This window comes from Rhodococcus sp. Z13_19A (genome assembly GCF_058133575.1).
Map to the genome: position 1 here is coordinate 330,545 of NZ_JBYUNN010000004.1, position 24,078 is coordinate 354,622.

The following is a 24,078-nucleotide window of genomic DNA, read 5'->3' on the forward strand; positions in this document are numbered from 1 at the left end:
CTCAGAAGCGTTTTGTCCCCCAAGATCGATGATCCTGGGGGACAAAACGTCTCTGACCTTGGGGTGAGTGACGGGGATCGAACCCGCGACAACCGGGATCACAACCCGGTGCTCTACCAACTGAGCTACACCCACCATGGCCGCTGACGCTGTCCGAGGACCGCGTCGTGAGCCGTGGAAGATCCTAGCGGGTGCCCTCCACGGACTCCGAATCGGCTCCCCCAGAAGCACCCATCAGCTCCTTGGTGACCGCCGCGACCTCCTCCGAGGTGGGCCCGGGCTGCGGCACGAACGCGGTGCGCCGGTAGTAGGCGAGCTCGCGGATGCTCTCGGTGATGTCGGCCAGGGCGCGGTGGGCGAGGCCCTTCTCCGGCTGGCCGAAGTAGATGCGCGGGTACCAGCGCCGGCACAGCTCCTTGATCGAGCTGACGTCGATCATCCGGTAGTGCAGGTGCTCGTCCAGCGTGGCCATGTCCCGGCTGATGAAGCCACGGTCGGTGCCGATGGAGTTGCCGCACAGCGGGGCGGTCCGCGGGTCGGGCACGAACTGCTTGATGTAGTCCAGCGTCCGCTGCTCGGCCTCCTCCAGCGTGACGGTGGAGGCGCGCACCTCCTCGGTGAGCCCGGAGGCGGCGTGCATCTTCTGCACCACCTCAGGCATGCCGGCCAGCGCGTCGTCATCCGCGTGGATGACGATGTCCAGCCCCTCGTCGAGGATGTTGAGCTCGCTGTCGGTGACCAGGACCGCGATCTCGATCAGCTTGTCGGTCTTGATGTCGAGGCCGGTCATCTCGCAGTCGATCCATACCAGTTTGTCTTGCACGCACCCACCCTATCCAGTAGGTCCGACAACATCGGCGCACGGCTGTGCGGCCAGTCCTGCCACGGCCGCGCGTGGGCGGCCGTGCCACGCTGAGGTGGTGTTCTCCGCGATGGCTCCGGCCCGACGTCGACTGCTGCTGCTGCTCGTCGCGCTGGTGGTGGCCGTCGCCGTGGTGGTGACCGTCCTCGTCCTCACCCGCTCCGACGACAGCGCCCCCGTGGCGGAGGACCGGCCGGGACCGGTGCTGCTGGTGCCCGGCTACGGCGGGTCCACCGAGAGCCTGCAGAACCTGGCCGTCAAGCTGCGCGCGAGCGGGCGGGAGGCGGAGGTCGTCGCGCTGCCCGGCGAGGGCACCGGTGACCTCACCGAGCAGGCCCGGGTGCTCGACGCCGCTGCCCGCGCGGCCCTGCAGCGCACCGGGGCGGAGTCGGTGGACGTGGTCGGGTACTCGGCCGGGGGAGTGGTGGCGCGGGTGTGGCTGTCGGACCTCGGCGGTGCCGACGTCACCCGCCGGCTGGTCACCCTGGGCTCGCCCCACCACGGCACCAACCTCGCCGCGCTGGCCGGCGGGCTGCTGCCGTCGCTGTGCCCCACTGCCTGCCAGCAGCTCGACCCCGACAGTGACCTGCTGCGCCGGCTCAACGCGAGCGCACCGGCGGGCCCGAGCGTGGTGTCGGTGTGGACCACGGCTGACCGCGTGGTGACGCCGCCGAGCTCGGCGGAGCTGGACGGCGCGCTCAACCTCACCGTGCAGAGCGTCTGCAGCGACTCCGCCGTGGCGCACGACGCGCTGCCCACCGACCCGGTCAGCAGCGGCATCGTGCTGCTCCAGCTCGACCCCGGGCCGCCGCGCACGCTCGGCGCCACCGACTGCGCGGCGCTGCGCGGCTGAGCCCGCCCCCGTCCAACCGGTGGGCGCGTTGCGCGACCTGAACGCCCCCAGCGGGACCTGAACGCCCCCAGCGGGACCTGAACGCCCCCAGCGGGACCTAGCTGGTGACGTCCTTGGTGGAGAAGTTGGCCCAGCCCGCGCCCAGGAAGACGGCGACGTACACCGCCTGCAGGCCGATGCCACGCACCAGGTCGCGCCACGGGATGGGGTCCCGGAAGAGGTCGACGAAGGCGAGCCAGTACCGCGTGGGCAGGTACGGCTGCAGCGCGCCGGCGGCCTCCAGGGTGAGCAGCAGCGACGAGGCGATGAGCAGCGCCAGCGCGCCCAGCGTGGCCGCCAGCGGGGAGTCGGTGACGGTGGAGAAGAACAGCGCCGTGGCCGCCACGCCGAGCATGGAGATGGCCACGTAGCCGATGGCCAGCGCGGTGCGCAGGGTGATGTCCTCCTGGGTCAGCGAGGTGCCGGAGAGCCCGGTGGCCAGGGAGGTGCTGCCCAGCAGGTTCACCCCCACCACGTACGCGGTGCCGGCCACCACCAGCACGGCCAGCACCACGAACACCACCACCGAGACCAGCTTGGCCACCAGCAGCTTGGTGCGCCCCACCGGCCGGGTCAGCAGGTAGCGCAGCGTGCCGGCCTGGGCCTCCCCGGCGATGGCGTCGCCGGCCACCACCGCCACCGCCACCGGCAGGAACAGCGGCAGCACGATGGCCAGCGCCGCCAGCGGGAACAGCTGACCGTTGGTGAGCACCGCCGACAGGAACGCCGGCCCCTGCCCGGGGCGCGGCCCGATGCCGGTGTAGGCCAGCAGCACCGCCACCAGGGTGGGCAGCGCGTCCAGCAGCGCGATGATCACCCACGTCCGCGGGCGCCGCAGCAGCGCCTTGAGCTCCACCAGGATCACCGCACGCCGCCTTGCTGCTCGCGGGCGCCGTGGGCCTCGGTGGCGGCCAGCACCGTCTGCTCCAGGCTGCGCCGCTCCGGCCGCAGCTCCCGCACCCGCACCCCCGCCCGCACCAGCGTCGCGTTGAGCTCCTCGGCGCTGGGGTGCGCCACCAGCAGGCACTCGTCGTGCTCGTCGGCCACCCGCTCGTGCACCACCACGCCGGGCTCGGCCTGCAGCACCGTCACCGCCCACGCAGCGTCGGGGGTGTGCACCAGCACCCGGCCGGTGAACGACGTCATCGCCGCCATCGAGTCCTGCACCACCAGGCGGCCGCGGTCCAGCACGCCCACCCGGGTGCACAGCTGCTCCACCTCGGCCAGCAGGTGGCTGGAGAGGAACACCGTGGTGCCGCCGGCGTGCAGCTTGAGCAGCAGCTCGCGGATCTCCCGGATGCCCTGCGGGTCGAGGCCGTTGGTGGGCTCGTCCAGCACCAGCAGCTCCGGCGCGCGCAGCAGGGCGTTGGCCAGGCCCAGTCGCTGGCGCATGCCCAGGGAGTAGTGCTTGACCGGCCGCCGGCCCACGGTGGCCAGGCCCACCTCCTCCAGCACCTCCTCCACCCGGCGGCGGCGGGTGGACCGCGAGCCGCCCGGTCCGGCGGCGTCCAGCATGGTGAGGTTGGCCCGCCCGGAGAGGTGGCCGTAGGCGGCCGGACCCTCCACCAGCGTGCCCACCCGGGGCAGCACGTGCCGGCGCCGCCGCGGCATCGGCTCGCCCAGCAGCTCGATCTGCCCGGAGGTGGCCAGCACCAGGCCCAGCAGCATCCGCACCGTGGTGGTCTTGCCGGAGCCGTTGGCGCCGAGGAAGCCGTAGATGTCGCCGCTGTTCACCTGCAGGTCCACCCCCTGCACCGCGTGCACCGCTCCGTAGCGCTTGGTCAGCGCGTGGGTCTGGATCATCGGCCGCTCGAGCACCTCGGTCGTCATCGCAGCCGCACCGCGGCGAGCTCGGCGGCGGCGGCCGCCAGCGGGTCCGCGGTCACCGTGCCGACGAGCAGCCAGGCCAGCCCGCGCGGCCCGGGGGCGGTCAGGCGCACGGTGAGCGGGTCCACGGCCAGGGTGGTGCCGGTGGAGTCGGTGAGCGCGCCCGGCGCGGTGGTCAGCTCCGCCCGCAGCTGCCGCGCGGTCCGCCCGGGCACGGCCACCGCGATGACGGTGGTGACGCCGCGGCCGTAGACGCCGAGCCCGCCGTCGGCGCCCACCCCGGACAGGCCGGTGCGGCGCGGCAGCCCGGCCAGGCGGTCGGGGGTGCGCACTCCGGCCTGCTGGGCGGCGGCCACCAGGTCGTCAGGCTGCTCGGTGCGCACGGTGGCTCCCGGTGGCGGGGTGAAGGTGGTGACACCGGCGGCGGGCTCGGCGGGGGTGAACTCCAGGAACGAGCTGCTCAGTGACGCCCGCTGCGCACCCACGGCGTGCACCACCACGCGCAGCGGAATGCCGGTGCCGGGGTCCACCCACACGTCCACCGCCGCGATGGTGCTGCGCGGGTCGGCGGGGTGCAGCTGCAGCCCCGGGGCGTCCCGCCCGGCCACCCGCGCGGCGGGCAAGCGGGTCACCTCGGCGTCGGTGGCCTCGCTGAGCAGGCGCCGGCCCAGCGCGGGCGGCACCAGGTCGGCCGCCCGCGGCAGGCGCACCGCCAGGTCCACCGAGCGCACCGCGGTGTCGCTCTCGAAGTCCCAGCTCCAGGTGCCTCCGGCGTCGCGGTACAAGTCGGTCTCCCCGGTGGCGCTGAGGGTGTCCACCCGCCACTGCTGCGGCCCGCGGTACCAGCTGCGGGTGCGGGTGGTGTCGCCGAAGAGGTCGGTCAGCGAGCTGAGCTGGGTGGCCTGGGGCAGCGACACCCCGCCCACCGACTCCGCGTAGCCCGAGTAGGGCAGCTCGGCCGAGGCACGCACCGCGCTCAGCAGCTCGGGGGCGGTGGCGGGGGAGTCGCGGGCAGGCAGCCGCGCCACCAGCGACGGCGTGGCCACCAGCACGCCCACCACGACGGCGAGCACCGCCCAGCGCGCACCGCGGTTCAGCACGGCGGGGGTGGGCACCGTCACGACGGTACGGAGAAACCCGCCCGCCCGCGCGCTACCAGTGCACGCCCGGCATGAGCCGCGCGAAGGCCATCGCCGCCCGGGACAGCTGCTTGGTGCCCATCGCGTTGCCGGACGCCGCGGCCTGCTGCTGGGCCGGTGTGGCAGCGGGATCGGGCGTGGGCTTGTCGCCGCGGGCCGCCGCGGAGTCGGGGAACACCTGGTACGCCTGGTGCAGGATCGCGTCCTTGAGCTTGGGTGCCAGCGTGCCGGCCACCTCGCCCAGGGTGCCCAGCGGGGTGTTGATCCGCTTGGGCCGGTCCTTGATGGCCCGCAGCAGCAGCTGGGCTGCGTCGTCCGGGGTGGCCGCGGGGAAGGCGTCGTACAGCGAGGTCGGCGCGATCATCGGGGTGCGCACCAGGGGCATCCGCACCGAGGTGAAGGTGATGCCGTCGTGCCAGGTCTCGCTGGCGACCACGTCGCTGAACGCGTCCAGGGCGGCCTTGCTGGCCACGTAGGCGCTGAACCGGGGCGGCAGCGCCTGCACGCCGATGGAGCTGACGTTGACCACGTGGCCGTGCCGGCGCCGCTCCATGTGCGGCAGCACGGCCAGCACCAGGCGGACGGCGCCGAAGTAGTTCACCGCCATGGTCCGCTCGTAGTCGTGCATCCGCTCCACCGACGCCGAGGCCGACCGGCGGATGGAGCGGCCGGCGTTGTTCACCAGCACGTCCACGTGGTCGTGCTCGTCGATGATGTGCTTGACCACCTGGCTCACCGACTCCGGGTCGGTGATGTCGCAGGGGTAGGCGTGTGCCCGGCCGCCGATGGCCCGGACCTCCTCCACCACCTCGTCGAGCTCCTCGGCCCGGCGGGCCAGCAGCAGGCTGATGGCGTTCTCCCGGGCCAGGGCCATGGCCAGCGCCTTGCCGATGCCTGAGGAGGCGCCGGTGACGACCACGACGCGGTCCACCAGCTTGCCGGCCGGGTCGTCGCGGCGGGCGCGCTGCGGGTCGAGGTTGTCGGCCCAGTAGCTCCACAGCGCCGCCGCGTAGGTGGTCAGGTCGGGTGCGGCGATCCCGGTGCCGCGCAGCGCCTTGCGGGTCTTGTGGCTGGCGAAGTCGGCGCTGAAGGTGGTGTGGTCGATCACTTCCGGCGGGATCTCCAGCTGGTTGAGCACCAGGTCGCGGGCGACGGTGGCGCCGGGCAGCCGGCCCAGCAGGGACAGCGGCGCCAGCACCTCGCGCGGCAGGGTGGCCACCGCCATGGGTGCTCCCGCCGCCGAGGCGAGGGCGCCGTAGACCTCGCGCAGCGGCTGTGGACGGCGGTTGACCAGGTGGAACGCCTGGCCGTCGCCCTCCTCGCGGTGCATCAGGTGGTCCAGCGCCGCCACCACGTAGTCCACCGGCACCAGGTTGGTCGACCCCAGGTCAGGCAGCGCGATCGGCAGCAGCGAGGGCACCGACGCCCACTTGGCCAGCGCACCGAAGAAGTAGTACGGCCCGTCGATCTTGTCCATCTGCCCGGTGACGGAGTTGCCCACCACGATGGCGGGACGGTAGATCCGCCACGGCGTGGTGGCGGTCTGGCGCACCAGCTTCTCGGCCTCGAACTTGGTGGCGTGGTAGGGCGAGGGCAGGTCCTGGCCGAGGTCGAAGTCGTCCTCCGTGTAGGTGCCCGGGTGGTCGCCAGCCACTGCCACCGAGGACACGTGGTGCAGCCGCGCGCCGAGGCGGCCGGCCAGCTCGATCACCCCGGTGGTGCCGATGACGTTGGCGGCGTGGCTCGCCTCCGCGGGGGCGGTCATGTCGTAGACCGCACCGAGGTGCAGCAGGTGGTCGGCACGGGCGGGCACCGTGTTCTCCGCGAGGCCCAGCCCGGGCTGGGTGAGGTCACCGATCACCGGATGGACCTTCTGCCCGCCCGCCCAGCCCGCAGCGAGGTTCTCCAGCCGGCCCACTGAGGACTCCCGCACCAGGACGTGCACCGCGTCGCACTCCGGCCGCGTCAGCAGCAGCGGAATGGCGTACCTGCCGAGAAACCCGGTACCGCCCGTCACCACGTACGTGGTCATGTCAGACCCCCTCCGACGACTACGGGGACCAACCTAGCGCCGCAGGTGTGACGGGGGATACACGAAGCGGGCTACTGCTCCGACTTCTCCTGCGAGTCCGGCAGCTCGCGCTTGACGATCTTCCCGGTGGCGTTGCGGGGCAGCTCATCCAGGAACACCACGTCCCGCGGGACGCTGAAGCGGGCCAGGTGCTTCTTGACGTGCTCGCGGACCGAGTCGGCGTGCACCGAGCCGTCGTCGCCCTCCCGCACCACGTAGGCAGCCAGTCGCGCCCCGAACTTCTCGTCGTCCACACCGGTCACGAGCACCTCGCGCACCCCGTCCAGGGCGTTGATGAGGTCCTCCACCTCGCCGGGGTACACGTTCTCCCCGCCGGAGACCACCATGTCGTCGGAGCGCCCGTCGATGTAGAGCAGCCCGTCGTCGCCGAGGTGGCCCAGGTCGCCGGTGCTCATCAGGCCGCGGACGATCTCCTTGTCCTCCCCGGCGCGGGTGTAGCCCTCGAACAGCATCCCGTTGCCGACGAACACCCGGCCCACGGTGTCACCCGTCACCTCCTTGCCCTCGTCGTCGAGGATCTCCACCTCCGTGCCCAGCGGGGGCCGCCCGGCGGTGGAGGGGTGCTCCTGCAGCTCCTGGGGCTGGGCGATGGACACCCAGCTCACCTCGGTGGAGCCGTAGAGGTTGTAGAGCACCGGGCCGAACGTCTCGAGCGCCTTCTTCACCAGCGGGACACCGAGGGCGGACCCGCTGGCCGCGATCACCCGCAGGCTGGAGGTGTCGTGACGACGCTGGTCCTCGGGCAGCTCGAGGATGCGCTGCAGCATCACCGGAACCACGAACAGCGCCTTTGCCTGGTGCCGCTCCACGTCGGCCAGGCACTCGGCCGGGGTGAACTTGCGCCGCAGCACCATGGTGGAGCCCAGCGCCAGGCTCAGCTGCAGCGCCGCGAACCCCCAGGTGTGGAACATCGGCGCGGCGACCACGGTGGTCTCGCCGCTGCGCAGCGGGATGCGCGAGAGCACCGCCGCGGCGGGCATCCAGTTGCGCGGCTCGGGCCGGTGCGCGCCCTTGGGCGTGCCGGTGGTGCCGGAGGTCAGCACCACGGTGCGCCCGCGCCGGGGACGGGTGGGCAGCGTGACGTCGGCAGGGGAGCGCTCGATGAGGTCGTCCACGGTCTCCACGTCCGAGCCCAGCTTGAGCCCGTCCACCGCCCCGACAAGGCGGAGGTCACCGGAGCGCTGCCGCTCGTCGATGTCGTCGGGCAGCACCTCGGCGAACTCGCCGTCGGCCACCAGCACGGTGATCTTCTGCTCGGTGAGCACGTCACCCAGCTGCTTGCCGGACAGGCCGGTGTTGAGCAGCACCAGGTCGGCGCCGACCCGACCGGTCGCACCCAGCACCTGCAGCACGCCGCGGTGGTTGCGGCAGAGCACGCCGACCCGGCTCTTGGTGCCCACCCCGCTGCGGCTGAGGCTGCGGGCCAGGGCCATCACGTCGGCCTCGAGCTGGCCGTAGGTGAGCTCACCGCTGTCGTCGATGACGGCGACGCGATCGGGGGCACGGCGCGCGGAGATGGCCAGCAGGGAGCTGGGGGTGAAGTCCCACCGCACCCAGGCAGCGGCGACGCGCGCCAGCCGGTCCGGGCGCATCGGCGCGATGATGCCCGACTGGGCCACCGGCACCAGGCCGAGCGCCAACGTCTTGGTCTCCGCGAGTCGTGCCGCGATCTTTGCCTTGGACAGGTCCATGTTCCGCGCGCCTACCTCGTTGGTGTGGGGGCCGATGGGGACGGCTCAGCAGTCATCGGTGGTGGTCGATCCCACCGGCGGCGCCCGATGGCCCAGGTCGTGGGGGGCGCGGCCGGATCAGGGCGGACGGCCTCGGTGGTGGTGAGGCGACCAGTGCGGGTCCTCCGCAAGCGCCGGCTCCACATCGGAGCGATGACGCTGATCACCGGATGAGGGTAACCGGTTGACGCAACCCCGGTCCGGCTCAGCGGTGTGCTGCCGCGGGTACCGTCGAGGGAGGCTGCCGCGCGTCCAGCACCTGGGGGAGGCCCCGCGATGTCGTCTGCAGAGGCCAACAACATCTTTCGGCGGCAGGTGTCGTCCGCCCGCAGGGTGGCCCGCTCGCTGGGCGTGCTCGCCGGCGTGGCGACGGTGGCCGTGGGGCTCATCGTGCTGGTGTGGCCCACCGCCACCCTGGTGGTGCTGGCGGTGCTGCTGGGAGTCCAGCTGATCATCTTCGGGGCCTGGCGCACGGTGCAGGCCGCGGCGCTGCTGGTGGCGCCCACGGCGCTGCGGGTGCTGGGGGCGCTGCTGGGCGTGCTGGCCATGGTGGCCGGCGTCCTGCTGATCGCCAGCCCGTTCTCCTCGCTGGAGACCCTGGTGGCCATCCTCGGCGTCGGCTGGATCATCGCCGGGATCAGCGGCATCTCCTTCGGCCTCGGCGCCCGCGGGGACCTCACCAGCATCCCGTTCGTGATGGGCGTGCTCTCCGTGCTCGGTGGGGTGATCGTGCTGGCGAGCATCAGCCTGCTCAGCCTGGTGACGCTGGCCCAGACCGCCGGCTGGATCCTGCTGGTCATCGGCGTGGTGGAGATCGCGCTGGTCATCCGACGGCTCTGACGGGGTCGGTGACCGGTGTGCGGCGCCGGGCAGCCAGCAGGCGACGACCGAGGACGCCGTGGGTGGGGCTGAAGAGGTAGACCAGGGTGAAGACAGCCCCCTGGCTGAGCACGATCATCCCGCCGGAGGCGGTGTCCAGGTGGTAGCTGAGGTACAGCCCCGTCACCGAGCACAGCACCGAGATGGTGGGCGCGACCAGCAGCATCCGGGCGAAGCGGTCGGTGAGCAGGTAGGCGGTGGCTCCCGGGATGATGAGCATCGCCACCACCAGGATCACCCCCACCGCCTGCAGGGCGACCACGCAGGTCAGGGCGAGCAGACCCAGCAGCACCGCGCCCAGCACCCGTGGACGCAGCCCGATGGCCTGGGCGTGGACGGGGTCGAAGGCGTAGAGGGTGAAGTCCCGGCGCTTGAGCACCAGCGCGGTGAGCACCACCGCACCGAGCACCGCCACCTGGACCAGGTCCGCGCGGCTGACGCCCAGCAGGTTGCCGAAGATGATGTGGTTCAGGTCGGTCTGGCTCGGGGTGACCGAGATGAGGACCAGGCCCAGGGCGAACAGGGTGGTGAAGACGATGCCGATGGCCGCGTCCTCCTTGATCCGGCTGGTGTCGCGCACCACGCCGATGAGGGCCACCGCCAGGAACCCGAAGACCACTGCACCCACAGCGAACGGCGCACCCAGGACGTAGGCGATGACCACCCCGGGCAGCACCGCGTGCGAGACCGCGTCACCCATCAGCGACCACCCCACCAGCACCAGCCAGCAGGAGAGGACGGCGCACACCACCGCGGACACGACCGTGGTGGCCAGCGCCCGCGTCATGAAGCCGTAGGTCAGCGGCTCGAGGAACAGCTCGTGGGCGGTCACGTGGTCGTCTCCAGCCGGTCCAGGACGTCGAAGCCGAACGCCCGGGCCAGGTTGGCCGGCTGCAGCACCTCTCGCGGGTCGCCCTGCACCAGCACCCGCTGGCGCAGCAGCACCGCCTCGTCGGCGAGACCGGGCAGGGCGCGCAGGTCGTGGGTGGAGATCAGGATGGTGGTGCCTGCCCCCGCGAGCTCGCGCAGCAGCCGGGTGATGGTCGCCTCGGTGCGCTTGTCCACCCCGGCGAAGGGCTCGTCGAGCAGCAGCACCGTGGCGTCCTGGGCGATCCCCCTGGCGACGAAGGCGCGCTTGCGCTGCCCGCCGGACAGCCGCCCGATCTGGCGTCCGGCGTGCTCGCTGAGCTCCACCCGCTCCAGCGCCTCGTCCACCGCCTGGTGGTCGGCACGGCGGGGTCGGCGGGTGAGGCCGAGATGTCCGTAGCGGCCCATCATCACCACGTCGCGCACCGACAGCGGGAACGCCCAGTCGACGTCCTCGCTCTGCGGGACGTAGCCCACCACGCCGGACCGACGGGCCTGGGCAGGGGTGCTGCCGTGCAGCAGCACCCGACCTGCTTCCGGCCGGACGATGCCCATCACGGCCTTGAACAGGGTGGACTTGCCGGAGCCGTTCATCCCGACCAGCCCACACACCCGGCCGGGCGCCACGCTGAGGGTGGCGCGATCCAGGGCGAGGACCTCGCCGTAGCGCACCGTCACCTCGTCCACCTCGATGGCCGGCGTGCTCATCGGGCCGCCCCCGTGAGGCCACTGACGATGACGGTGGTGTCGTGCCGAACGAGGTCCAGGTAGCTGGGCACGGGTCCGTCGGCAGCCGACAGCGAGTCCACGTAGAGGGTGCCGCCGAGCCTCGCGCCGGTGGCCTGTGCCACCTGGCGCATGGGCGCGTCCGAGACGGTCGACTCGCAGAACACCGCAGGCACCTCGTTGCTCCGGACGAACTCGATGACGCTGGCGATCTGCTTCGGCGTGGCCTGGCGCTCGGCGTTGACCGCCCACACGTACTTCTCGGTGAGCCCGGCGTCGCGGGCGAGGTAGGAGAAGGCCCCCTCGCAGGTGACCAGGGCCCGCTGGCGCGGCGGCAGCCCCGCCAGCCCGGAGGTCAGCTCGTCCTGCACGAGCTGCAGCCGGGCCTGGTAGGCGGTTCCGTTGGCGCGGTAGGCGTCGGCGTTGGCCGGGTCGAGCTCGCTGAACGCGGTGACCATGTTGGCCACGTAGATCTGCACGTTCAGCGGCGACATCCAGGCGTGCGGGTTCGCCAGCCCGCGGTAGTCGTCCTCGGCGATGTCGATGGGCTCCACGCCCTCGCTGACCGTCACGTGGGGGACGTCGAGATCCTCGACGAACTGCGCGAACCAGGCCTCCAGGTTCATGCCGTTGTTGAGCACCAGGTCGGCGCGGGCGGTCTTCTTGACGTCTCCGGGGGTGGGCTCGTAGCCGTGCACCTCCGCGCCGGGCTTGGTGATCGACTCCACCCGCAGGTGCTCGCCCGCGACGTTCTGGGCGATGTCGGCCAGCACCGTGAACGTGGTGAGCACGGTCGGACGGTCGTCGGCCTCCTCGCCCGCCGCGCTGCTGCACCCCGCCAGCGCCAGCACCAGGACGGCCGTGAGCGCTCGCACCGAGCCGATCACCGAGGCACGTCGTGCACGCATGCCGGGACAGTATGTTCGGCGTCCCGCACCCGCAAGTTAGGCGAGCCGAACTTCGCCGGTGCGACCCCCGCGACCAGGCGGGACGGGCACCCGGGCAGTGCTCGAGCCCGTGCGTGCGGGTGAGTGCCCCCGGCAGGACTCGAACCTGCGACCTCGGGATTAGAAGGCCCTTGCTCTATCCACCTGAGCTACGGAGGCGTGCCCGCGAACGGACGCAGGGAGCCTAGCGCCCTCCGCCGGGTCCCGGGTGGACCCGCGCGGGGCGGTGCCGTTCCACGGCGCCCGCTCTAGATGGCCGGCAGCGAGCGCAGCAGCGGGATGGTCATCTTCTGGAGCTCGGCGAGCACCGTCGTGGTGGTGCGATCGACGGTGACGGGGCGGACCAGGCCGGTGACGAAGGTGCGCTCGGCGCTGATGGCCACCGCGGCGCCGCAGGTGATGGTCTGCCGTGCCTCGGAGCGCTCGCACCACAACCAGGTGCTGTTGCCGTCGGTGGCGCGCTCCAGCCCACCTTGCTCGGCGGGGTGGGTGGCCGCGACGTCGGTGAAGGAGACCCCGTAGCCGGTGAGGAAGCCGGACTCGCTGCCGCCCAGCAGGGGCCACACGCAGCTGCTGGGCGTGCCCGGCAGCGGGGCCGGCGGTCCGGTCACCGCGCCCAGGGTGCTCACCACCTGCGCCTCGGCGGCGATGCTGCAGGGGGGCACCACGTCGGCCTGCCTCGGCGTGGACAGGTGGGCTCCGCTGCTCACCAGCTCCGGCGTGTGGGCACTGTCACCGGGTGACGTGGGCCCCGTCGAGGAGGGGGCTGACACCGCCGGTATCGGCGTGCCCGGTACCGGTTGTGAGCACGCCGCGACGCTGAGCAGGGCGGCGAGCAGCGCCAGAGCCCCCGTCCTCCGCCTGCGCACAGCGGCAAGGGTATCGACCTGGGGCGGCTGTGGGCAGCGAGTGCTCCTACGCTGGCAGCCATGGCCTCGCAGGACACCTCGACCCCACCCACGCAACGCCCCGGCGGAGTGCTGCTCGCTGCTGGCGTGGTGGCCGCGGTGGTCGCGGCCGCGCTGGCCGCGCTCTCCACCACCGAGGCACTGTCCCTGCTCGGTCTGCCCGACCCCGGCGTGCTCACCACCTACGGGCTGCCGATCGTGCGCGCGGTGGGGGAGACCTCGGCGGTCCTGGCCATCGGCTGCATCCTGCTGGCCGCGTTCTTCGTGCCGCCGCAGCGCTCGGGGGTGCTCTCCGTCGACGGCTACCGCGCCATGCGGGTGGCCGCCGTCGCGGCGACGGTGTGGTGCATCTCGGCGCTGCTGCTCGTGCCGCTCACCCTCTCCGACACCTCGGGCCAGCCGCTCAAGGACGCGCTCGACCCCGCCCTGATGTGGGACCTGGTGGGCGAGGTGGAGGTGACCCGGGCCTGGGCGTGGACCGCCGGGCTGGCGTTCCTGCTGGCCGTGGGCTGCCGGGTGGTGCTGCGCTGGCACTGGACGCCGGCGCTGCTGGCGCTGGGCCTGCTCACGCTGGTGCCGCTGGGGCTGTCCGGGCACTCCTCGGCCGGCGGCTCGCACGACGTGGCCGCCAACAGCCTGGTGTTCCACCTGGTCGCGGCCTCGCTGTGGGCCGGCGGACTGGTGGCGGTGCTGCTGCACGGCTACCACCGCGGTGAGCTCGCCGACCTCGCCGTGCGGCGCTTCTCCAAGGTCGCCCTCGTCTGCTTCGGCGTGATGGCCGTGACCGGCGTGATCAACGCCTCCGTCCGGCTGCCGCTGTCCGACCTGTTCACCACCACCTACGGCGTGCTGGTGCTGGCCAAGGCCGTGGCCCTGCTCGCCCTGGGCGTCCTCGGGTACCTGCAGCGCCGGCACGCCGTCGCCGCCCTGCAGGCCGACCCGACCAACCGGGCCCCGTTCCTGCGGCTGGCCGCCATCGAGGTGGTGCTGCTGGCCGCGACCGTGGGTCTGGCCATCGGTCTGAGCCGCACCCCGCCGCCGCAGGGCGGCGCGGTGCCCACCGTGAGCGAGGTCGCGCTGGGCTACAACCTGCCCAACCCGTTCAGCGTGCAGGAGATGCTCACCGGCTGGCGCTTCGACCTGGTCTACGGCACCGCTGCGCTGGTGCTGGCGGGCATGTACGTCTGGGGCGTGGTGCGGCTGCGCCGCAGGGGCGACGCGTGGCCGGTGGGCCGGACGGTCGCCTGGCTGCTGGGCTGCGTGGCGCTGCTGTTCGTCAGCTCCTCCGGGCTAGGCAAGTACGCGATGGCGTCGTTCAGCGCGCACATGAGCGCCCACATGGTGTTCTCCATGCTGGTGCCGGTGCTGCTGGTGCTGGGCGGGCCGGTCACGCTGGCGCTGCGGGCGCTGCCCACCTCGCCCGCGGGCGCACCGCCCGGACCGCGCGAGTGGCTGCTCACGGCGCTGCACAGCCGCTTCTCCCGGATCATCACGCACCCGGTGTTCGCGCTGCTGATGTTCGTCGGCAGCTTCTACGCGCTGTACCTGGGCGGGCTGTTCGACGTGCTGGTGCCGTACCACTCCGCGCACGTGGCGATGAACGCTCACTTCCTCATCTCCGGCTACCTCTTCTACTGGGTCGCCATCGGCATCGACCCGGCGCCGCGCAAGCTGCCGTCGGTGGCCAAGCTGGGCATGGTCTTCGCGGCGCTGCCCTTCCACGCCTTCTTCGGCGTGATCCTGATGGGCTCCTCCACCATCGTGGCCGCGGCCCACTACCGCACCCTCGGCCTCACCTGGAACAGCGACCTGCTCGGCGACCAGCGCCTGGGCGGCGGCATCGCCTGGTCGGCGGGCGAGGTGCCGCTGATGCTGGTGATGGTGGCCCTGCTGGTGCAGTGGTCGCGGGAGGACTCCCGCACCGCCAAGCGGGTGGACCGGGTGGCCGACCGCGACGACGACGCGGAGCTGGAGGCGCACAACAACATGTTCGCCGAGCTCCGGCGTCGTGACCAGGAGCAGCAGCTGCACTGACGTCCGGGTCGGCACACCGCGCCGACAGCTTTGCTGCCGGGCGGGGAGCTGGTGCACAGCCACGCCGGCTGTACACAGCACCCGCGCGGTACCTGGTCCGGTGGGCAGCGCGGGCGCAGGGTCATCTCACCGGTCGACGGCGGCCGGGGACCGACCAGGAGCGGCAATCCACTGCAGCTCTGGCGGGCCGAGCAGTGAGGACCCGAGCAATGACCCAGACGACCGTGACCCTGGTGGGCACCGTGGTGACCGACCCGTACCGCCGGCACACCGCCGAGGGTGCGCCCTTCATCAAGTTCCGGATGGCCTGCAACGAGCGCCGGCTGGACCGCGCCACCCAGGAGTGGGTGGACGGCGACAGCCTCTACGTCAACGTCATCTGCTGGCGACGCCTGGTCAAGGGCGTCGGTGCGGCGGTGGGCAAGGGCGACCCGGTGATCGTGGTGGGCCGCCTCTACACCCGCGAGTGGATGGAGGAGGGCGGCCGGCGCTCCAGCCTGGAGCTCGACGCCAGCACGGTGGGGCCGGACCTGGCCCGCTGCGTGGCCGTGATCGACAACACTCGCCGTCTCGGGGGCGACGCCGGCGCCCCCGACGGCGCTCCGGTGACCGACCCGCCCGCCGGTGGTGCCGCGGGTGGCGACGACCGGGCGGAGAGCGAGAACGGTTACGGGGCAAGGGTGGACCTGGACGGGGCGGCGCTGGGGGAGGACACCCACGAGCTGGCCACCGTCTGACCGAGCGGCCTCCACCCCGCCGAGGACGGCGGGGTGGAGACGCCGTCGGGCGTGGTGTGCCGGCGCCGCTGGCACCACTAGGCTGGCGGGTATGGCTGAGTTCATCTACACCATGAAGAAGGTGCGCAAGGCGCACGGCGACAAGGTCATCCTCGATGACGTCACGATGTCGTTCTACCCCGGGGCAAAGATCGGCGTCGTCGGCCCCAACGGCGCCGGCAAGTCGAGCATCCTCAAGATCATGGCTGGACTGGACCAGCCGGGCAACGGTGAGGCGTTCCTCGCCCCCGGTGCGAGCGTGGGCATCCTCATGCAGGAGCCCGAGCTGGACGAGACCAAGACCGTCCGCGGCAACGTCGAGGAGGGCCTCGGCGAGACCATGGTGCAGCTCAAGCGCTACAACGAGATCGCCGAGCTGATGGCCACCGACTACTCCGACGAGCTGATGGAGGAGATGGGCGACCTGCAGGAGAAGCTCGACCACGCTGACGCGTGGGAGATCGACTCCCAGCTGGAGCAGGCGATGGACGCGCTGCGCTGCCCGCCGCCGGAGGAGTCCGTCGTCCACCTCTCCGGTGGTGAGAAGCGCCGCGTGGCGCTGTGCAAGCTGCTGCTGAGCAAGCCCGACCTGCTGCTCCTCGACGAGCCCACCAACCACCTCGACGCCGAGAGCGTGCTGTGGCTGGAGCAGCACCTCGCTGCCTACCCGGGCGCCATCCTGGCCGTCACTCACGACCGGTACTTCCTCGACCACGTCGCGCAGTGGATCGCCGAGGTCGACCGCGGCCACCTGTACCCCTACGAGGGCAACTACTCCACCTACCTGGAGAAGAAGGCCGCTCGCCTGGAGGTCTCGGGCAAGAAGGACCAGAAGCTGCAGAAGCGCCTCAAGGACGAGCTCGCCTGGGTGCGCTCCGGGGCCAAGGCCCGCCAGACCAAGGGCAAGGCCCGCCTGGCGCGCTACGAGGAGATGGCGATCGAGGCGGAGAAGACCCGCAAGCTCGACTTCGACGAGATCCAGATCCCTGCCCCGCCGCGGCTGGGCAACGTCGTCGTCGAGGTGAACCACCTGGACAAGGGCTTCGAGGACCGGCTGCTCATCAAGGACCTGTCCTTCACGCTGCCCCGCAACGGCATCGTCGGCGTCATCGGCCCCAACGGCGTCGGCAAGACCACGCTGTTCAAGACCATCGTCGGTCTGGAGGAGCCGGACTCCGGCAGCGTCAAGATCGGCGAGACGGTCAAGCTCAGCTACGTCGACCAGAACCGCACCGGCATCGACCCCAACAAGAGCGTCTGGGAGGTCGTCTCCGACGGCCTGGACTACATCGTGGTCGGCCAGACCGAGATGCCCTCGCGCGCCTACATCAGCGCCTTCGGCTTCAAGGGCCACGACCAGCAGAAGAAGGCCGAGGTGCTCTCCGGTGGTGAGCGCAACCGGCTGAACCTGGCCATGACCCTCAAGCAGGGCGGCAACCTGATCCTGCTGGACGAGCCGACCAACGACCTGGACGTGGAGACGCTCGGGTCGCTGGAGAACGCCCTCGAGCAGTTCCCGGGCTGCGCCGTGGTCATCTCCCACGACCGGTGGTTCCTGGACCGCACCTGCACCCACATCCTCGCCTGGGAGGGTGGGCTGTCGGACAACGACGCCGCCTGGTACTGGTTCGAGGGCAACTTCGAGGGCTACGAGGCCAACAAGATCGAGCGCTACGGCGCGGACGCGGCGCGTCCCCACCGGGTGACGCACCGCCGCCTCACCCGGGACTGATCTGCCCCCTGTGCCGGCCCGCAGCGGCGCGGGCCGGCACAGGACAGTGGTGGTGCTCGCCCCGCGGGTGCGAAGATCAGCCGCGGAAGCCGTGGGGACGGCGCGTCGGTGCGTCGCCCTCGGGCAGCGCGCAGTGGTGCGCGATGAGGTCGCGCGGGGGACCGGGCGCGTGAGACGACCTGCGTGAGGGACGTGCGCAGACGAGTGGAGGCAGCAATGAGTGCTCCGACGACGGGCACGCCCGCAGGCTCGGACGGGAGTGCGGTTCCGCCTGCCCTGCCCGGGGTGCGCATCGACGTCCCGGTGCGCTGGTCGGACATGGACGCCTACGGCCACGTCAACCACAGCCGCACCGTCACCATCCTCGAGGAGGCACGGGTCGAGACCGTCTTCAAGCCGGGCTCACCCAGTGGCACGCTGGGGGCCGGCGCCGTGGTCGCCGAGCTGCAGGTCAGCTACCGTCGCCAGCTGGTGCACGACGACTCCCCGCTGCAGGTGCTCATGTGGGTCTCCCGCCTGCGCGCCGCCGACTTCACCCTCTGCTACGAGCTGCGTCCGCGTGGCGAGGACGAGTCCACCCGTCCGGCCGTCACCGCCAGCACGCAGATCGTGGCCTTCGACATCGCCGCCCAGCGCCCGCGGCGGCTCAGCGAGGTGGAGCGCGCCACGCTGCAGCAGTGGCGACGTGAGTGAGCGGGCCCCGTCCGGCGCCACCGCGGTGAGCGGCCCCGGCCGCGCGCTGCGGGTCCCCGACCCCACCGAGCGTGACGACCTGGCCAGCTTCGTCGGCCGCGCGGTGCGGCTGGACTCCTCGTCCCTGGTGCGGCTGCGCTCGCGCGACGACGGCACCGTGGGTGTGTGGGCCTCCACCGGGTTCGACGCGATCGTGGCCCGCTCGGTCACCGGCACCGTGGCGCCCCGCGACACCACGGTCAAGGCCCGGGAGCTGCTCACCGCCCTGGCGGTGCTGCGCAGCGATGCCGTCGACCCCGGCAGCGCCCTGGACGCGGAGTGGCCCGGTGCGCTGCCCCCGGCCACCGGCTTTCGGCACGTCGATGACGTGCCTGCCCACGTCATCGACCAGCTGGTGGAGCGCGGCGTGGAGCTGGCCCGTGACAACCCGGGGCCGCGCGGTGGTCCACCGGCGTCGCTGCTCGACCAGGAGGTGCTCACCGTCCGCGGCGAGCACGACGAGGTCGGGGTGCCGCTGCGGGTGGTCTTCGCGCTCAGCGGCATGGGCTTCCTCGACAACGGCGCCGGGGACGACCCGGTGCGGGTGCGGGTGACCGACGGCTGGCTGCGCCTGGACGCGCGGTACGGCTCGGTGCTGCGCCGCCGTCACCCGCAGATCCCGCTGCTGCTCGGCTGAGCTCGCCGCCGGCGCTGCGCGGCTAGGTCTGGCTGTTCACCATGGTCTCGGCCGCCGCGTGGAAGTAGGCGAGCAGGGCCGCGCGGTGCTCGGCGTCCAGGCGGTCCTCGCCGATGGAGTCCACGGCGATCTTCATGCACCGCAACCAGGCGTCGCGCTCGGCGGCACCGATGGTGAACGGGAAGTGCCGCATCCGCAGGCGGGGGTGGCCGCGCTGCTCGGAGTAGGTGCGTGGCCCGCCCCAGTACTGCTCCAGGAACATCCGGAAGCGCACCTCGGCCGGGCCGAGCTCCTCCTCCGGGTACAGCGGGCGCAGCACCGGATCGGTGGCCACGTGCGCGTAGAACTCTGCGACCAGGTCGCGGAACGTCTCGTGACCGCCGACCTCGTCGTAGAAGCTGCGGGGCTCACTCGTCTCAGGCACGGCACTCATTGTGCCTGCAGCTCCGACTCGATCTTGGCCAGACTGCCCCGGGGGAACGGGACCCGGACCTTGGCCTCGTCGAAGGCCTCCAGGATGCGTTGCGTCAGCGCGCGTTCCACCAGCCACTGCTTGCCCGGCCGCACCGTGACGGTCATCCGCAAGGTGACGGTGTCGGCAGTCACCTTGCTCACGCCCAGCACCTCTGGGGCGCCCAGCACCGCCGCCTTCATGCGCTCCTCGGTGAGCACCTTCTTGGCCGTGGCCAGGGTCACCTCCGAGGCCTGGTCGACGTCGGCGTTGTGGGCCAGCGGCATCTCCACCACGGCGACGGCGTAGTCCTGGCTCATGTTGCCCACCCGGGTGACCGTCCCGTTGCGGATGTACCAGACAGTGCCCTGGTAGTCGCGCAGCGTCGTGACGCGCAGCCCCACCGACTCCACGGTGCCCACCGCCTCGTCCACGTCGATCACGTCACCCACGCCGTACTGGTCCTCCAGGATCATGAAGACGCCGGAGAGGAAGTCCTTCACCAGGTTCTGCGCCCCGAAGCCGAGCGCCACGCCGACGATGCCGGCGGAGGCCAGCAGCGGGGCGATGTTCACCCCGAGCTGGTCGAGCACCTGCACCGCCGCCAGCGACAGCACCGCCACCGAGGTGAAGGACTTCAGCACCGAGCCGATGGTCTTGGCCCGCTGGTTGCGCCGCTCGCGCATCACGGAGTTGGTCAGGTTGCGCGCCACCGCCTCCCGGCTGCGCTCCTTGAGCGGGCGGAGCAGCAGGGGAGCCTTGTCCGGATCGGGCTCGCGGGTCAGCCGGTCGATGGAGCGGTGGACCAGCGACCGCACGACCACCGCGACCACCACGATGACCGCGATGGCGATCGGCTTGTGGACCAGCCAGGTCGCGGAAAACTCGGACAGGGCGACGTCAGCAGGAAGTGGAGACATTCACGTCACTGTAACGACGAGCGCCGATGATCTTGAGGACCTCGGCGGGTGCCGCTGGGGTCCAGCCGGCTCAGTCGGCGTCCAGCCGCAGGTCAGTGTGCTGGGCGAGGAATGCCAGCTGGTCTGTGGCGAGCGTCACCGTGCGGCTCAGGGAGCGGGCGCCGTGGCCCACGTCGAGCTCGGTGCGCAGCAGGATCGGCGCGACGTCGAACGGCGCGGCGGTGGCGTGCTGCAGAGCCGCGCACATCTTCTCGGCGTGCACCGGGTCCACTCGGCTGTCGGAGGCGAACACGGTGAACAGCGTGGCCGGGTAGGCCGTGCCCTCCTGCACGTGGTGGTAGGGCGAGTAGCCCAGCAGCCAGCCCAGCTCCTCCGGGTCGGCGGCGGTGCCGTACTCGTCGTTCCAGGTGCGGCCCAGGGAGAACAGCTCGTAGCGCACCATGTCCAGCAGCGGTGCGGAGCAGACCACGGCGCGGTAGAGGTCCGGGCGCTGGGTGAGCGCCGCGCCCACCAGCAGCCCTCCGTTGGAGCCGCCCATGATGGCCAGCTGGGCGGGGGTGGTCCAGCCCTCGGCGACGAGGTGCTCGGCCGCGCAGTGGAAGTCGTTGAACACGTTCTGCTTGTGCGCCCGCATCCCAGCGCGGTGCCAGTCCTCGCCCTCCTCGCCGCCACCGCGCAGCGACGGCAGCGCCCACACGCCACCGGCCTGCACCCAGGTCAGCGCAGACGCCGCGTAGCCGGGCTCCCGGCTGAGGGAGAAGCCGCCGTAGCCGGTGAGCAGGGTGGGACGGGGCCGGTCGGGCAGCGGCGCGGCGCTCACCAGGAACATGCGGATGGTCTCGCCGTCGGTGGAGCGGTACTGCACCTGCTGCACGGACAGCTCCGGCAGGTCCACCGCGCCAGGAGCCGCCTCCACCAGCGTGGCGGCGTCCGTCCCGTCGCTGCCGCTCACCCGGATGCGGTGCACCTGCGAGGGGGTGGTGAAGTCGGTGTAGCCGATCCAGATGTCGCTGTCGTGACCAGCGGTGTGGGCGTCGGCCACGCTCAGCCCGGTCAGCGATCCGGTACCGGGCACCGGCAGCTGGCGCAGGTAGCTGCCATCCGCCTCGTGCAGGTGCAGCTCGCCGACGGCGTGTCGGGAGCGGGCCACCACCAGGCGCGATCCCGCGCGCAGCAGCCGCACCCCTTCCAGCACGGAGTCGGGCTCCTCCGCCACCAGCTCCTGCCAGTGCTCCCGCGTGGGGGTGTGCGGGTCGGCGGCGCAGAGCCGGAAGCGCGGCGCGCCATCGGTGGTGAGCAGGAACAGCCGGGCGGGGCCCTCGGGCGGGCACTCCACCCAGGCGGTGCACCGGACGGCGTCGTCCTGGGTGAGCACCGGGGTGGGTGCGGTGCCTGCGGCGAGGTCCGCGATCCACACCGAGTCGCGCGGGGCGGTGCCCGGCGAGGCGTCCACCACCAGCCAGGCGCCGTCGGCGCTGACCCGGCAGCCGAAGTAGAAGGTCAGGTCGTCGTACATCCCCGCGCCGGTGACCAGCTCGTCGCTGTCAGGGTCGGTGCCCACCCGGTGGCGGCGCACCCGGCGGTGGAACATCGCCTCGTCGGCGGGCACCTCGGCCGGCGCCAGCCGACGCACGTAGAAGAGCTCCTCCCCGCCGGGCAGCCAGGCCACGGGGGAGTAGCGGCAGCGGTCGATGGGGCCGTCCAGCAACGCACCGGTGTCCACGTCCAGCACGTGCAGCAGCGACTCCTCGTTGCCGCCCACCGAGAGCTGGTAGGCCAGCCGGGTGCCCTCGCGGCTGGGCACCCAGGAGTCGAGGGTGGTCTTGCCGCTGGCGTCCAGCGCGATGGGGTCCAGCAGCACCCGCTCGCTGCCGTCGGGCTCACGGACCAGCAGCACGGAGTGCTCCTGGCCGGGCTGGCGGCGCAGGAAGAACTGCCGGTTCGCCCGCCAGGCCGGGGCGGACACCGAGCCCACGTCGATCAGCCGGTGCAGCTGGGCGGCCAGCGCCGCGCGACCGGGCGCCTCGGCGAGCGTCGCTGCGGACAACGCGTTCTGCTCCTGCTGGAAGGCGACGGTGCGCGGGTCGTCGCGCTCCTCCAGCCAGCGGTAGGGGTCGGCCACGAGGTGACCGTGCAGGTCGTCGACGAGGGGCAGCCGCTCGGCGGACGGATAGCTGGAGACAGAGGTGGTCACCCACGAACCCTAGGCGCCTGTCGCTCGCTGGCCGGACGCCTGGGCGCGACCGGGCAAGAAAGGCGTGCACGCGGTGGTCAAACGTGGTCGACTGTCACCATCTCCAGGGGAGGTGCGCTCTTGGCCGACGGACATCGCAGAGGCTCTGGCGCCCGGCGCGGTCGGGCGCCGCACCAGGCCGCCTCGGGTGCGCATCTCGCCGCCGGCCCCTGCGCCTCCGTCGACGGTCCGCCTCCGGTGCTGGACGAGGACGCCGTGCCGGCGTGGGTGCGCCGCCGCGTGCTGCTGCTCAACGCCACCTACGAGCCCCTCACGGCCGTGCCGATGCGCCGAGCGGTGGTGCTGGTGGTGTGCGGCAAGGCCGTGGTGGTCGACGACGACCCCGCGGGGCTGGTGCTGCACTCGGCCGGGGCGTCGGTGCAGGTGCCCTCCGTGATCCGGCTGCGCACCTACGTGCGAGTGCCCTACCGCGCGCGGATCCCGATGACCCGAGCCGCGCTGATGCACCGTGACCGGTTCCGGTGCGCCTACTGCGGCGCCAAGGCCGAGACCATCGACCACGTGGTGCCCCGCAGCCGCGGCGGCGCGCACAGCTGGGAGAACTGCGTGGCCTGCTGTGCCTCCTGCAACCACCGCAAGGCCGCGCGGCTGCTCAGCGAGCTCGGCTGGGTGCTGCGCCACGACCTCACCCCGCCGAAGGGAGTGCACTGGCGGCTGCTGGCCTCCACCAAGGAGATCGACCCCACCTGGCTGCAGTACCTGGGGGAGCCCGCGGCGTGACGCCACCCCGGCCGGTCACCGCACGACACGGCTCGACCCGCGTGCCCACGGGCGCCGCCTCTCGGCTAACGTCATCGGTGTGACGATCGCGGAGACTGTGCTCATCTACGTAGGGATCCCGGTGGGGGTGCTCGTCCTCTTCGCCCTGCTCACCATGGTGCCGAACACGCGCAACAAGGCACCGCGGTACAAGTCCGGCGAGAGCTGGGACTTCGCACCGATGTGGTGGTCAGCCAACCCCGCGGGGGTTGAGGGGGACACGCACCACGACCTGCCGGAGCTGGGACAGCGGGAAGGCGCACACGCCGCCGCTGGCGTTGTAGGAGGAGGAGCTCGTGGCACCTGGTGAAGCAGCAGTGAGCGTTCGCGGTGGCGAGCAGCTCGACCGCGGCGTGGCCCTGATGGAGACCGGACGGTTCTCCGTCGCCAGGGACGTGTGGCAGCAGGACGAGCCGCTCCCCTTCAGCACCAAGCAGCTGTCGCAGGTGGACGAGGCGCTGACCTTCTGCACCCGCGCCACCGGCATCGACTTCAGCGTCTACCTGGGCCCGCTCGGTGCGGACACCCGGGCTCGGGCCGAGGAGCTGCTGGTCAGCACCGGCAGCCCCGATGCAGTGCTCATCGCGGTCTCCCCGGGCGAGCGCGTGGTCGAGGTGGTCACCAGCGAGCGCGCGCAGCGGCGGGTCTCCGACCGTGCCGCCCGCCTCGCGGTGATGGCCATGGTGGCCTCGTTCCGCGACGGCGACCTGATCGGCGGCATCCTCGCCGGGCTGCGCATGCTGGCCGACCAGGCCGGTCCCGGCGCCAGCACGAGCGCCTCGCACCACTAGCTTTCTCCGGCCTTCAGGGCCCTCAACGCCCCTTCTGGACACTCCAGAGGGCGTTGCGGGCCCTGAAGGCGTTTCGGGGGAGGCACGGCCCGCGGAGCCGGCGCAGCAACCAGCGACCGCCCC

General features: G+C 72.2%; 23 protein-coding genes and 2 tRNA genes. 10 read left to right on the forward strand and 15 right to left on the reverse strand.

What is annotated here, in order from left to right; translation table 11 throughout:
* Window positions 1-59 precede the first annotated feature (59 nt).
* Together AC3YNX_RS16525 and orn are read right to left on the reverse strand one after the other, a co-directional pair.
* Window positions 60-135, reverse strand: a tRNA-His gene (locus AC3YNX_RS16525).
* A gap of 49 nt (window positions 136-184) precedes the next feature.
* Entirely contained in the window at window positions 185-823 is a 639-nt protein-coding gene (gene orn / locus AC3YNX_RS16530) for an oligoribonuclease (protein ID WP_489996183.1), read from the reverse strand.
* Between the two features lie 109 nt (window positions 824-932).
* Between orn and AC3YNX_RS16535 the strand changes: the two genes are divergently transcribed.
* Window positions 933-1,715 carry a lipase family alpha/beta hydrolase gene (locus AC3YNX_RS16535; RefSeq protein WP_164860642.1) on the forward strand — a complete coding sequence of 261 codons (783 nt, stop codon included), beginning with the start codon at window positions 933-935 and terminating at the stop codon, window positions 1,713-1,715.
* Window positions 1,716-1,812: 97 nt separating this feature from the next.
* Here the strand turns inward: AC3YNX_RS16535 and AC3YNX_RS16540 are convergent, their stop codons facing one another.
* From AC3YNX_RS16540 to AC3YNX_RS16560, 5 genes are all read right to left on the reverse strand, one after another.
* On the reverse strand, window positions 1,813-2,619 hold the full coding sequence (locus AC3YNX_RS16540; protein ID WP_127783519.1) for an ABC transporter permease: 807 nt from the start codon (window positions 2,617-2,619) through the stop codon (window positions 1,813-1,815).
* Window positions 2,616-3,584: an ABC transporter ATP-binding protein gene (locus tag AC3YNX_RS16545; protein WP_489996184.1), complete on the reverse strand. Its 969-nt coding sequence runs from the start codon at window positions 3,582-3,584 to the stop codon at window positions 2,616-2,618. The genes AC3YNX_RS16540 and AC3YNX_RS16545 overlap by 4 nt, the downstream gene beginning before the upstream one ends.
* Complete coding sequence (locus AC3YNX_RS16550; RefSeq protein ID WP_206518003.1) at window positions 3,581-4,696, reverse strand: LolA family protein; 1,116 nt, start codon at window positions 4,694-4,696, stop codon at window positions 3,581-3,583. Before AC3YNX_RS16550 ends, AC3YNX_RS16545 begins: the two co-directional genes overlap by 4 nt.
* Before the next feature lie 37 nt (window positions 4,697-4,733).
* Window positions 4,734-6,752: an SDR family oxidoreductase gene (locus AC3YNX_RS16555; RefSeq protein ID WP_489996185.1), complete on the reverse strand. Its 2,019-nt coding sequence runs from the start codon at window positions 6,750-6,752 to the stop codon at window positions 4,734-4,736.
* Between the two features lie 71 nt (window positions 6,753-6,823).
* Window positions 6,824-8,503, reverse strand: a complete 1,680-nt coding sequence (locus tag AC3YNX_RS16560; RefSeq protein WP_127783517.1) for an AMP-binding protein — start codon at window positions 8,501-8,503, stop codon at window positions 6,824-6,826.
* A gap of 315 nt (window positions 8,504-8,818) precedes the next feature.
* On the opposite strand from AC3YNX_RS16560, the gene AC3YNX_RS16565 reads away from it, so the two are divergent.
* The gene (locus AC3YNX_RS16565) at window positions 8,819-9,382 is read left to right on the forward strand and encodes a DUF308 domain-containing protein (RefSeq protein WP_127783516.1); all 564 of its coding nucleotides are present in this window, start codon (window positions 8,819-8,821) and stop codon (window positions 9,380-9,382) included.
* Here the strand turns inward: AC3YNX_RS16565 and AC3YNX_RS16570 are convergent.
* From AC3YNX_RS16570 to AC3YNX_RS16590, 5 genes are all read right to left on the reverse strand, one after another.
* Window positions 9,366-10,208: a metal ABC transporter permease gene (locus AC3YNX_RS16570; RefSeq protein WP_489983443.1), complete on the reverse strand. Its 843-nt coding sequence runs from the start codon at window positions 10,206-10,208 to the stop codon at window positions 9,366-9,368. The genes AC3YNX_RS16565 and AC3YNX_RS16570 overlap by 17 nt on opposite strands.
* 41 nt (window positions 10,209-10,249) lie before the next feature.
* Window positions 10,250-10,996, reverse strand: coding sequence for a metal ABC transporter ATP-binding protein (locus AC3YNX_RS16575; RefSeq protein WP_489982825.1), 747 nt, complete (start codon window positions 10,994-10,996; stop codon window positions 10,250-10,252).
* Complete coding sequence (locus AC3YNX_RS16580) at window positions 10,993-11,922, reverse strand: metal ABC transporter substrate-binding protein (RefSeq protein WP_127783514.1); 930 nt, start codon at window positions 11,920-11,922, stop codon at window positions 10,993-10,995. The genes AC3YNX_RS16575 and AC3YNX_RS16580 overlap by 4 nt, the downstream gene beginning before the upstream one ends.
* A gap of 124 nt (window positions 11,923-12,046) precedes the next feature.
* Window positions 12,047-12,120 (reverse strand) — tRNA-Arg (locus AC3YNX_RS16585).
* A gap of 89 nt (window positions 12,121-12,209) precedes the next feature.
* Complete coding sequence (locus tag AC3YNX_RS16590) at window positions 12,210-12,671, reverse strand: hypothetical protein (protein WP_164860641.1); 462 nt, start codon at window positions 12,669-12,671, stop codon at window positions 12,210-12,212.
* Window positions 12,672-12,890: 219 nt separating this feature from the next.
* Between AC3YNX_RS16590 and AC3YNX_RS16595 the strand changes: the two genes are divergently transcribed.
* From AC3YNX_RS16595 to AC3YNX_RS16615, 5 genes are all read left to right on the forward strand, one after another.
* On the forward strand, window positions 12,891-14,903 hold the full coding sequence (locus AC3YNX_RS16595; RefSeq protein ID WP_489982826.1) for a bifunctional copper resistance protein CopD/cytochrome c oxidase assembly protein: 2,013 nt from the start codon (window positions 12,891-12,893) through the stop codon (window positions 14,901-14,903).
* A 209-nt stretch (window positions 14,904-15,112) separates the two neighbouring features.
* The gene (locus AC3YNX_RS16600; RefSeq protein WP_489996186.1) at window positions 15,113-15,640 is read left to right on the forward strand and encodes a single-stranded DNA-binding protein; all 528 of its coding nucleotides are present in this window, start codon (window positions 15,113-15,115) and stop codon (window positions 15,638-15,640) included.
* Window positions 15,641-15,731: 91 nt separating this feature from the next.
* Window positions 15,732-17,411 carry an energy-dependent translational throttle protein EttA gene (gene ettA, locus AC3YNX_RS16605; protein ID WP_127783510.1) on the forward strand — a complete coding sequence of 560 codons (1,680 nt, stop codon included), beginning with the start codon at window positions 15,732-15,734 and terminating at the stop codon, window positions 17,409-17,411.
* A 216-nt stretch (window positions 17,412-17,627) separates the two neighbouring features.
* The gene (locus AC3YNX_RS16610; RefSeq protein ID WP_127783509.1) at window positions 17,628-18,104 is read left to right on the forward strand and encodes an acyl-CoA thioesterase; all 477 of its coding nucleotides are present in this window, start codon (window positions 17,628-17,630) and stop codon (window positions 18,102-18,104) included.
* A complete protein-coding gene (locus AC3YNX_RS16615) occupies window positions 18,097-18,780 on the forward strand; it encodes a DUF8185 domain-containing protein (RefSeq protein ID WP_489996187.1) in 684 nt (227 codons plus the stop codon). Before AC3YNX_RS16610 ends, AC3YNX_RS16615 begins: the two co-directional genes overlap by 8 nt.
* A gap of 22 nt (window positions 18,781-18,802) precedes the next feature.
* Here the strand turns inward: AC3YNX_RS16615 and AC3YNX_RS16620 are convergent, their stop codons facing one another.
* The 3 genes from AC3YNX_RS16620 to AC3YNX_RS16630 all read right to left on the reverse strand — a co-directional run bounded on the left by AC3YNX_RS16620 (window position 18,803) and on the right by AC3YNX_RS16630 (window position 22,345).
* Window positions 18,803-19,213, reverse strand: a complete 411-nt coding sequence (locus tag AC3YNX_RS16620; protein ID WP_127783508.1) for a globin — start codon at window positions 19,211-19,213, stop codon at window positions 18,803-18,805.
* A complete protein-coding gene (locus AC3YNX_RS16625) occupies window positions 19,210-20,151 on the reverse strand; it encodes a mechanosensitive ion channel family protein (protein ID WP_489996188.1) in 942 nt (313 codons plus the stop codon). The genes AC3YNX_RS16620 and AC3YNX_RS16625 overlap by 4 nt, the downstream gene beginning before the upstream one ends.
* Before the next feature lie 70 nt (window positions 20,152-20,221).
* Window positions 20,222-22,345 carry a prolyl oligopeptidase family serine peptidase gene (locus tag AC3YNX_RS16630; protein WP_489996189.1) on the reverse strand — a complete coding sequence of 708 codons (2,124 nt, stop codon included), beginning with the start codon at window positions 22,343-22,345 and terminating at the stop codon, window positions 20,222-20,224.
* 237 nt (window positions 22,346-22,582) lie between these two features.
* Here AC3YNX_RS16630 and AC3YNX_RS16635 point away from each other — a divergent pair, with 237 nt between their 5' ends.
* The 3 genes from AC3YNX_RS16635 (at window position 22,583) to AC3YNX_RS16645 (ending at window position 23,955) form a co-directional block, all read left to right on the forward strand.
* Window positions 22,583-23,125 (forward strand): HNH endonuclease, encoded by a 543-nt coding sequence (locus AC3YNX_RS16635; protein ID WP_241248911.1) that lies wholly within the window; start codon window positions 22,583-22,585, stop codon window positions 23,123-23,125.
* Window positions 23,126-23,204: 79 nt separating this feature from the next.
* A complete protein-coding gene (ctaJ, locus tag AC3YNX_RS16640; RefSeq protein ID WP_127783504.1) occupies window positions 23,205-23,474 on the forward strand; it encodes an aa3-type cytochrome oxidase subunit CtaJ in 270 nt (89 codons plus the stop codon).
* A gap of 7 nt (window positions 23,475-23,481) precedes the next feature.
* On the forward strand, window positions 23,482-23,955 hold the full coding sequence (locus tag AC3YNX_RS16645) for a DUF5130 family protein (RefSeq protein ID WP_489982830.1): 474 nt from the start codon (window positions 23,482-23,484) through the stop codon (window positions 23,953-23,955).
* Window positions 23,956-24,078 lie beyond the last annotated feature (123 nt).

Bases quoted from the DNA above. Each gene is read 5' to 3' on its own strand.
- AC3YNX_RS16535 (WP_164860642.1), top strand. From the start codon at position 933: ATGGCTCCGGCCCGACGTCGACTGCTGCTGCTGCTCGTCGCGCTGGTG.
- AC3YNX_RS16545 (WP_489996184.1), bottom strand. From the start codon at position 3,584: ATGACGACCGAGGTGCTCGAGCGGCCGATGATCCAGACCCACGCGCTG.
- AC3YNX_RS16555 (WP_489996185.1), bottom strand. From the start codon at position 6,752: ATGACCACGTACGTGGTGACGGGCGGTACCGGGTTTCTCGGCAGGTAC.
- AC3YNX_RS16560 (WP_127783517.1), bottom strand. From the start codon at position 8,503: ATGGACCTGTCCAAGGCAAAGATCGCGGCACGACTCGCGGAGACCAAG.
- AC3YNX_RS16565 (WP_127783516.1), top strand. From the start codon at position 8,819: ATGTCGTCTGCAGAGGCCAACAACATCTTTCGGCGGCAGGTGTCGTCC.
- AC3YNX_RS16570 (WP_489983443.1), bottom strand. From the start codon at position 10,208: ATGACGCGGGCGCTGGCCACCACGGTCGTGTCCGCGGTGGTGTGCGCC.
- AC3YNX_RS16575 (WP_489982825.1), bottom strand. From the start codon at position 10,996: ATGAGCACGCCGGCCATCGAGGTGGACGAGGTGACGGTGCGCTACGGC.
- AC3YNX_RS16580 (WP_127783514.1), bottom strand. From the start codon at position 11,922: ATGCGTGCACGACGTGCCTCGGTGATCGGCTCGGTGCGAGCGCTCACG.
- AC3YNX_RS16595 (WP_489982826.1), top strand. From the start codon at position 12,891: ATGGCCTCGCAGGACACCTCGACCCCACCCACGCAACGCCCCGGCGGA.
- AC3YNX_RS16600 (WP_489996186.1), top strand. From the start codon at position 15,113: ATGACCCAGACGACCGTGACCCTGGTGGGCACCGTGGTGACCGACCCG.
- ettA (WP_127783510.1), top strand. From the start codon at position 15,732: ATGGCTGAGTTCATCTACACCATGAAGAAGGTGCGCAAGGCGCACGGC.
- AC3YNX_RS16610 (WP_127783509.1), top strand. From the start codon at position 17,628: ATGAGTGCTCCGACGACGGGCACGCCCGCAGGCTCGGACGGGAGTGCG.
- AC3YNX_RS16620 (WP_127783508.1), bottom strand. From the start codon at position 19,213: ATGAGTGCCGTGCCTGAGACGAGTGAGCCCCGCAGCTTCTACGACGAG.
- AC3YNX_RS16625 (WP_489996188.1), bottom strand. From the start codon at position 20,151: ATGTCTCCACTTCCTGCTGACGTCGCCCTGTCCGAGTTTTCCGCGACC.